This window comes from candidate division TA06 bacterium, from assembly GCA_004376575.1.
In the GTDB taxonomy this organism is placed as follows: domain Bacteria; phylum Hydrothermota; class DG-26; order E44-bin18; family E44-bin18; genus E44-bin18.
The window spans coordinates 40,118-47,832 of sequence record SOJN01000012.1; the positions used below are offsets into that span (position 1 = coordinate 40,118).

The 7,715-nt window shown below is 50.2% G+C and carries 7 protein-coding genes; all 7 read right to left on the reverse strand.

Annotation, left to right across the window (positions count from 1 at the left end):
- Positions 1 to 60 precede the first annotated feature (60 nt).
- Positions 61 to 513: an rRNA maturation RNase YbeY gene (gene ybeY / locus E3J62_00880; protein ID TET47646.1), complete on the reverse strand. Its 453-nt coding sequence runs from the start codon at positions 511 to 513 to the stop codon at positions 61 to 63.
- Positions 443 to 2,725 (reverse strand): HDIG domain-containing protein, encoded by a 2,283-nt coding sequence (locus tag E3J62_00885; protein TET47647.1) that lies wholly within the window; start codon positions 2,723 to 2,725, stop codon positions 443 to 445. Before E3J62_00885 ends, ybeY begins: the two co-directional genes overlap by 71 nt.
- Positions 2,688 to 3,644: a PhoH family protein gene (locus tag E3J62_00890; protein ID TET47648.1), complete on the reverse strand. Its 957-nt coding sequence runs from the start codon at positions 3,642 to 3,644 to the stop codon at positions 2,688 to 2,690. The genes E3J62_00885 and E3J62_00890 overlap by 38 nt, the downstream gene beginning before the upstream one ends.
- Before the next feature lie 148 nt (positions 3,645 to 3,792).
- Positions 3,793 to 4,236 (reverse strand): LysM peptidoglycan-binding domain-containing protein, encoded by a 444-nt coding sequence (locus tag E3J62_00895; GenBank protein TET47649.1) that lies wholly within the window; start codon positions 4,234 to 4,236, stop codon positions 3,793 to 3,795.
- Between the two features lie 32 nt (positions 4,237 to 4,268).
- Positions 4,269 to 4,541, reverse strand: a complete 273-nt coding sequence (locus E3J62_00900; protein TET47650.1) for a hypothetical protein — start codon at positions 4,539 to 4,541, stop codon at positions 4,269 to 4,271.
- 63 nt (positions 4,542 to 4,604) lie between these two features.
- The gene (locus E3J62_00905; protein ID TET47651.1) at positions 4,605 to 6,236 is read right to left on the reverse strand and encodes a DUF885 domain-containing protein; all 1,632 of its coding nucleotides are present in this window, start codon (positions 6,234 to 6,236) and stop codon (positions 4,605 to 4,607) included.
- Between the two features lie 3 nt (positions 6,237 to 6,239).
- A complete protein-coding gene (gene hflX, locus E3J62_00910) occupies positions 6,240 to 7,532 on the reverse strand; it encodes a GTPase HflX (GenBank protein TET47652.1) in 1,293 nt (430 codons plus the stop codon).
- Between the last annotated feature and the right edge of the window lie 183 nt (positions 7,533 to 7,715).

The window sequence follows — 7,715 nt, forward strand, 5'->3', positions numbered from 1 at the left end:
TCCAAGTGTTTTGTCGTACAGCGTGTAGCGTACAGCTTCAGTAGTCTGACATCTTATATCTTACATCTTACGTCTGGAGCGTGATTTGTTTCTAATAGGTAGAATAGCCAGTTCTTTTTCCAGACGTTCTATTTTCTTGGGCATGGATTTGTGATCATATCCAAGGAGATGGAGAAGCCCGTGGAGGACCAGGAAAAGGAGCTCCCTTCTAAAGGAGTGTCCGAGCTCTTTGGCCTGCTCTCGCGCTCTGTCCAAGGAGATGAATACATCCCCTAGTACGTGGCCAGAGTACTCAGAGTCTTTCCCCTCCCGCGCGGAAAAGGCAAGTACGTCTGTTGTACCTTCTCTTTTTGTGTATTGGTGATTCAGGGCGGACATGGCTGCATCATCAACAAAGATGACAGCCAGCTCACAATCTACTTCCTCTTTTGTCAGAACGTGTCTAGCGATTTGCTTTACGTCCCCCGGTTTCACTCCGCACCTTTCCGGAAGACCTTTTACGTAGATTTCCATTCTTATCCCGCTCAACCGAAGGGTATCCGATTCTTGGATGGAAAATACCTATGAGAACAGGAAGGAACCTTTCAGAAATCTTGTGCAGGTCCCTCATGGTCAGATCAGTCTCATCAAGCTGACCTTCTTTCAATCTGTCATCTATTATTTCCTTTACCACTCCCTGGAACCTGTTCGGAGTTGGAGACTCTATCGACCTCGCCCTGGCCTCCGTCGAGTCGGCAAGCATGACTATGCCTGCCTCTCTGCTTTGGGGCTTTGGACCAGGATATCTGAAGTGAATGTCACTGATTCCATCATCTAAATAGTGCGCCAATCCCTTATCATAGAACCAGACCATCAACCCAGTACCGTGATGCTGCGCCACAATATCAATTATTGTCTTTGGAAGGCCTGCCTTTTTCGCCAGCTCTATTCCATCTTTTATGTGAGACATTACTATCAGACTGCCCATCTTAGGTGCCAGCTCATCATGGGGGTTCTTCTTTCCAGTCTGATTCTCAATGAAATAGTCAGGTCTTGTCATTTTACCTATGTCATGATAGTAAGAACCAACACGCGCAAGCAGGGAATTGGCGCCCACAGCTTCTGCTGCTGCCTGAGCAAGATTGCTCACCACGATGCTGTGGTGAAACGTTCCGGGGGCCTTCATGGCCAACTCCCTGAGGAGCGGCCTATTGAGATCAGACAGCTCAAGCAGTCTTATGTCCGTGGTAACTCCGAACGCATGTTCGCATAGAGGAAGAAGTCCAATAGCAACAAAGGTGGAGGCAAATGCGTTCAGTACACCAAAACCGGAAGCTCTCAGAATCTGTGCCATCGGCGTCAGTCGGAATAGTTCGAGACCAAGGATGCATAAGACGTTAGCCAGTGAAACGAAAAGCACTGCTCTGTAAAACTCATACCTTCTTGTGATACTCCTGACGCTGTAGACAGCAGCCAGCCCGCCGGACAGCGCTACGAGCATCACTGGCACCCTCAATCCCGTAAACACTGCAAAAAGTACGGAGAGCGCAAGCGTCAGAGCCACACCAATCTGAGCATCCAGAAGCACGCAAGCCAATATGGAAGTAATAGCAATAGGAACAAGATATACGGATCCGGCGTCAAGCCTGAGGATGACTGCAGAGAGAGCCACGGCAACAGTGAAGAGCAGCGACAGCAGGACGAGCATAGAGTAGTTTTTGAAGAATACACCCTTGAAGAGAAACAGATATGCTGACAGTACACCAAGAACTATGCAGTAGAGGATGTTGCGGCCTGCAGCAGAAGAAATCATGCTCGAAGGAATGGGCATCCCGCCTTTATTCAACTCCAGGGATCTCAGTTTTTCGGCAACTTCGGCGGTAACTACATCGTGCGCCCTCACTATCATTTCACCTTTGAGGACGGTCCCCTTTGTGGTGGCAACCCCAAGCTTTGCCTCTTCTTTCCTGCTGTGAGTCTCTTTCACATTTATGGCAATATTGGGGGCAATGAAGCTGGATACAGCCTCAACAAATGTCTCCATTCTTAGCTGACCGCTACCTGCAAGTTGGGTGGCAAGCTCTTTGATTAGATTGGTGGCTGATATGCTATCTAGGATAGTTTCGACTCCCCTTGTAATCTCCTTGCCACGTTTGACCACAGCCACCTTGCTGCCACCGCTGAGGGCCAGTTCCTCCCTGCTGGCAATAACACCTCTGTCCAAAACATCCTTCAGGACGCCTGTCATTGCCTTGTCGAATTTGGCATCTCTATTCTTGATCAGCCCTGAAATGCCCTCCGCCGACATAGCAGGATTGAGCGAGTTGATCTCATCAATAGCCTTTCGAATCGGCCTGCCCTCCTTTGCTATGGAAGAAACCTTGGAGAGAAATGACCTAAAGTCAGAGACTATCTTACTTGTCCTGTCTGAGTCAAAATCGAGAACAGTGGGAACAGCTTCGATTACTGCCTTCCATTCGCTTTCCAGCTCCGCGTGCGATTTCTCAATGAAGAATGTGAAAGGCGCAATCACGTCTTCCCTGGCTATGTCTCCCTCCTTTGGAACCTTCTGAAGGGCCGGTTTGGCCGGATAGAGCACGTTGACCATGGCCAGGACTATCAGAAACATGGCGGCTCTTTCAATCCAGAAGCCCAGACTGCTACGATGCCACCTGACCAGGGACTTCCGGAACACCTTCAGGGTCGCGTTAGTCCTGCTTTTTCTCGCTGTAGGTTTCATAGGCATCTATTATATCACAAACGAGCCTGTGGCGCACTACATCTTTGCCGGACAGTCTTACGAACTTTATACCGCTTATGTTCTTCAGTATTTCTATTATCTCTACAAGACCTGACTGGGTCCCATCTTGAAGGTCTATCTGCGTAATATCCCCTGTTATCACAGCCTTTGACTTGAAGCCAAGTCTCGTCAAAAACATTTTCATCTGCATGCTCGTCGTATTCTGAGCCTCGTCCAGAATGACAAAAGAATCGTTCAGGGTCCTCCCTCTCATGTAGGCAAGGGGCGCGATTTCAATCGTTCCGTTCTCCATCAACCTGCGCATCCTCTCTGGAGGTATCATCTCCCTTAGCGCGTCATAGAGAGGTCTCAGATAGGGGTCGATCTTCTCTCTGAAATCACCAGGGAGGAACCCCAGGCTTTCGCCAGCTTCGACTGCTGGCCGGCAGAGTATGATTCTGTCCACACTTCTCCGGTTTAGCTCAGATACTGCCTTGGCAACAGCCAGATATGTCTTCCCTGTGCCGGCCGGACCTATGCTCACGACCATATCGTACTTGTGGATGGCCTCCACATAGACCTCTTGCCCCTTTGTCTTGGCCCTTATCGCGCCTCTGGGAGTACTTATTAGTGCTGAGGACCCCTTATGCTCTTCCTTCAACTCTCCTTCATCCCTGATGATGTCTATGGCATACCTCACATCCAAGTCGCCTACCGCGGTCCCACTCTCCACCTTTGATACGAGGTGCCTGAATAGCCTGTCAACAAGTTTCACATCATCGGCCGGCCCCGTGATTGTGATCTTCTCTCCCCGGACACTTATCTTGCTCTCAAAGCTGTCTTCTATTAGCCTGAGATTGGCGTCCTTCTCACCCAGAAGATCAAGCCAGTCTATTCCTTCAATCTCTATGGTTCTTTTGCTCAAAGTCTACCTCAAAACTAGAGCCCTTGGCCGCTGATGCTAAAGCCAAGGGCTAGTATAATCTCCAAGTTTTCACTCGTCCTTGGGAATCTATTCAGCAGGGTAATCACCTAACTGCTGTGACAGCTCCGCTCAGCCCAGAATAGTCCCTCTAGTCTTTCCCGCTGACAGTCCGTGGAATGAACAATACCTGGCCAGGATAAATCAAATTCGGGTCCTTTATCTTGTCCTTGTTGGCCCTATAGATTCTGGGCCACCACGCATAGTTGCCATGACCGTAGATTTCAGGATACTCAGCCAGCTTCGCCAGCCAGTCGCCATTCTTCACAATGTAGGTGGAAGCTCTCATGCCCTTCAGGTCCGCGATTTCCCTCTCTAGTGCCCCTATCTTCGTATCGAGATTCTTGAGGGTCCCCTCCAGGTCCCGTACATCACCCTCAAGGTCGGAAGCTCTATCTTTGCAGTCCTTTAGCTTCTGCTTGTAGCCCTCAATCATCTCCTGGGCCTCTTCCCTGCTAATGTCCCCCTGGGCCAACAGCCCAACCGGAACGCCGAGGAGAGCGATCGCCACAAGGGCAGTAATAATCGACCTCATTGTTCCAACTCCTTTCACATCAATAGGTTAAATTACTTGACCAATCCGAGCTCGGCCTTCAGCGCATCTCTCTCTTCGGTGAGTGACTCGAGCCTGGATTCCTTCGCTGTCTTTTCCCTCTCCCTCTCCGCCTTCTGCCGTTCCAGGTTCTTGACGTTGTTGTCACAAGCCTCTGAAGCAGCCTTCAACTCCCCGAGCTCATCCAGAAGCTCCTGAGGGGTACCCTTCGGCCCGCACCCAGAAACGAATACAATTGATACGGCAAACGCCAAAAGCAACACAAGAGATGATAGTTTCCGTAGCATCTCTTACACCTCCTTTCCCTTTTCTTAAACTTTCAGATAGGCTATCAAAAGCAACTGTGAGTGTCAAGAGAAAAAAGACTCAGGGAAAATGAGCCCCACCGGAACCGAACCATGACTCAGAACCCAATCGTGGAAACGGTCTAGCTGGAAGCCTTCGGGCTTCATCGACTTGACGCGCTCCCGCAGGGACCTTATCTCCTCTCTGCCAACAAGGTAACTCATCGGCTGGGTCGGTGATAGAGTATAGCGGCTCACCTCTTTCTCAGCATTGAGTCTCTCCAGTCCAGCCTCCTTCGCCAGGAAGTCGCACGCTTCAGTGAATGAGATGAGATTGAGATGAAGTTTGACATCAAGCACCACCCTGCAAGCCCTCCAGAGTGTATCCTTCAGTTGAAAGAGCCTGGTAGTTGCATCCGGATAGAACCCTTGTTCGTACATCATCTCCTCGCAGTAAAGTGCCCAACCCTCCACAAACACGTTGTTTCCGTAGAGTCGTCTGATCTTTGAGGGGTGAGTATTAGACGTTGTCAACTGCAAGTGGTGCCCCGGATATGCCTCATGGAGGGCCGTAATCCCAGCCTTGTATCTATTATGTCCTCTAAGCTGCTGCTTTTTCTGTTCGTCATCGAGCCTCTCATCGACAGTAGTGACGTAGAAAAAGCCCTTCTGCTCTCTTTCAAAAGGGGCAGGAGGCATGTAGGCTGCATAAGGAAGGAAAGGCCTTTCAAACTCAGGCGTAGGTATGACCTCAAGGGACTCCTCTTCCGGCAGCGTGACGAGGCCATTGTCCACCACGAAACGTTTTGCCTGCTCAATCTTTTCTTCATAGAAGCGAAGTAACTCACCAGGCTCTGGATGCTCATCCTTGTGCATCTCAACAATGTCCCTCCAATGCTTGCTTGGATCAAGCCGGTTGGCGACTAGAGTTAGCTCTTCCTCCGTCTTCGAGATTGAGCTCTCCCCGAACGCGAGAAGAGAATCCGCGTCAAATTCCAGCATGTGGTCCTCTCCGAGCAAAAAATCAAACCGGCCCCTTCCTATTCCGAAAGCTCCAGAAGAACTTGCGAGCAGAGCATCTTTCAAAAACTTGATGTACCCCTCAACGGCTGCCAGAGCCTGAGTACTGGCTTTTTCGAAATCTTTCTTCAGCTTGGGAACCTGTTCAAAGAGAGGGGGAAGTGCACCTTTCACGAACATGATGGCCCCTTCTGCTGACTCGACTGCGAGGTTTGTCCAGATACGAGGTGGATTTGAGAGATTGGCCCTCCCCTCTTTGAGCACACCAGGAATGAGCGAAAGCCTCTTCACCACTGAATTGAGTCTCTCCTCAATTCCAGCATAGGTTCTAACACACGGTACATAGCAGCCGTAGATACAAATCTCTGGATAGGCGACCGGGTTCTTCTTAAGTATTTTCATTTCATCCAGGAAGAGGAGTCTGGTGCGTATCATGGCAATGGTGAGTTTGAGGTCTTCCACTTCCATTTTCGACAGAGAATTCGAGTCGAGTCCTTCAAATTTGGAGAGTTGCGTCTTTAGCCAGCGCGTGTCATCTTCGATAGCAGGACTGCTAAGATCTCCCAGTTCGGTATCATAGTCGTGAACACCCACAGCAGTAGCCTCAACGGGATTTCTTCTCCACAATTCCTTCAAGAACTGATCTACTGCCGCATCAAGAGTGTCCCTCTTGGGCACCTCTCACCTCCAGGGTTTTACTTCGCCCCCTGCTTCAAGCGTAAGCTTCTTTATCTTTTCAAAATCCGATTTGTGTAACCTGGCATTCAGTTCCACATATCCACCCTCGCAGTTGGTCTCAAGGACCTCACCCAGTTCGTGCACCACAGATATTAGCCTCCCATTCTTCAGAGGCAACCTGAATTTTCCTTCAACCACCTCTCTCTCCATCTCTGCCTCCAGGGCGAATAGAAGCCTGTCCATACCCTCGCCAGTAAGGGCTGAGACGCAAAGGCATCCAGTGTATCTGCGAGACAACCCGGAAAGCACTGCCCTGTCAAGAAGCCTGTCTATCTTGTTGAAAACGAGAATGCTCTTTTTGTCAAGGCATCCCAGGTCACGGAGTACAACCGAACCTGCGTCCATATGGGATTTAAACTCAGGATGGCTAACGTCCACTATTCGAAGCCTCAAGTCAGCTTCAATGGCCTCCTCGAGGGTGGATCTGAACGAAGCGACTAGATGGTGAGGAAGATCCCGGATGAAGCCTACGGTGTCCGTGATCAGGGCTTTTCTCCCATTCTCAAATTGGAGCAGCCGGGTTGTCGGGTCCAGAGTGGTGAAAAGAGCTTTTTCAGTCCTGACACCGGCCTTGGTGAGCGCATTCATTATCGTTGATTTGCCGGCGTCAGTGTATCCGGTCAGGGCCACCCTGAACATCGAACGTCTTCGCTTTCTCTGGACCGCCCTCGCCTTCTCCACAGACCTCAGCTCATCCTTCAATTTCTTCATCTTCTCTCTCAGCCTTCTTCTCTCCACCTCAAGTTTCTTTTCTCCTGGACCCCTCGTTCCTATGCCTCCGCCCAGCTTTGAAAGATCTATGCCTTTACCGGTCAGTCTGGGTAGTCTGTATGAAAGCTGCGCGAGCTCCACTTCTATTTTCGCCTCCATCGTCCTCGCGTGAAGGGCAAATATGTCCAGAATCAGTTCAGTCCTGTCCAGGATTTTCGCCGCTATGATGCCTTCAAGATTTCTAATGTGGGCGGAAGAAAGCTCCTGATCGAACACCACCGTGTCTACCTTGAGCTGTGTGCGTATTTCTTCTACCCTCCTGGCTTTCCCCTTGCCAATCATGGTGGCGGCATCGGGCCTTTCCCTTATGTGGAGCATCTTCTCAGCCACTTCACCGCCTGCTGTTTCGACCAGCAGACCGAGTTCTTCAAGTGACTCTATCAATTCTTCCCTTTGGGATTTCGGCCCTGTGCCCACCAGGAGAACCTTTTCTTTCCTCCTGCTCTCTTCCTCAAGATCATACATTGCCGTCCCCACTATAAACCACCCATACACCCTGCGCAAGCCCCATCTTTCCCCATCTATCCCTCGACCACGAAATTCCCATCATCTCCTCCCTGCACATTCGAAAATAGAAACTCCCTTCACCCATGGCCCACTCCTTCGAAATTCCACCCAACTCTACCCCACACCTTCGAAAATAGAAAA

Bases quoted from the DNA above. Each gene is read 5' to 3' on its own strand.
- ybeY (TET47646.1), bottom strand. From the start codon at position 513: ATGGAAATCTACGTAAAAGGTCTTCCGGAAAGGTGCGGAGTGAAACCG.
- E3J62_00885 (TET47647.1), bottom strand. From the start codon at position 2,725: ATGCCTATGAAACCTACAGCGAGAAAAAGCAGGACTAACGCGACCCTG.
- E3J62_00895 (TET47649.1), bottom strand. From the start codon at position 4,236: ATGAGGTCGATTATTACTGCCCTTGTGGCGATCGCTCTCCTCGGCGTT.
- E3J62_00900 (TET47650.1), bottom strand. From the start codon at position 4,541: ATGCTACGGAAACTATCATCTCTTGTGTTGCTTTTGGCGTTTGCCGTA.
- hflX (TET47652.1), bottom strand. From the start codon at position 7,532: ATGTATGATCTTGAGGAAGAGAGCAGGAGGAAAGAAAAGGTTCTCCTG.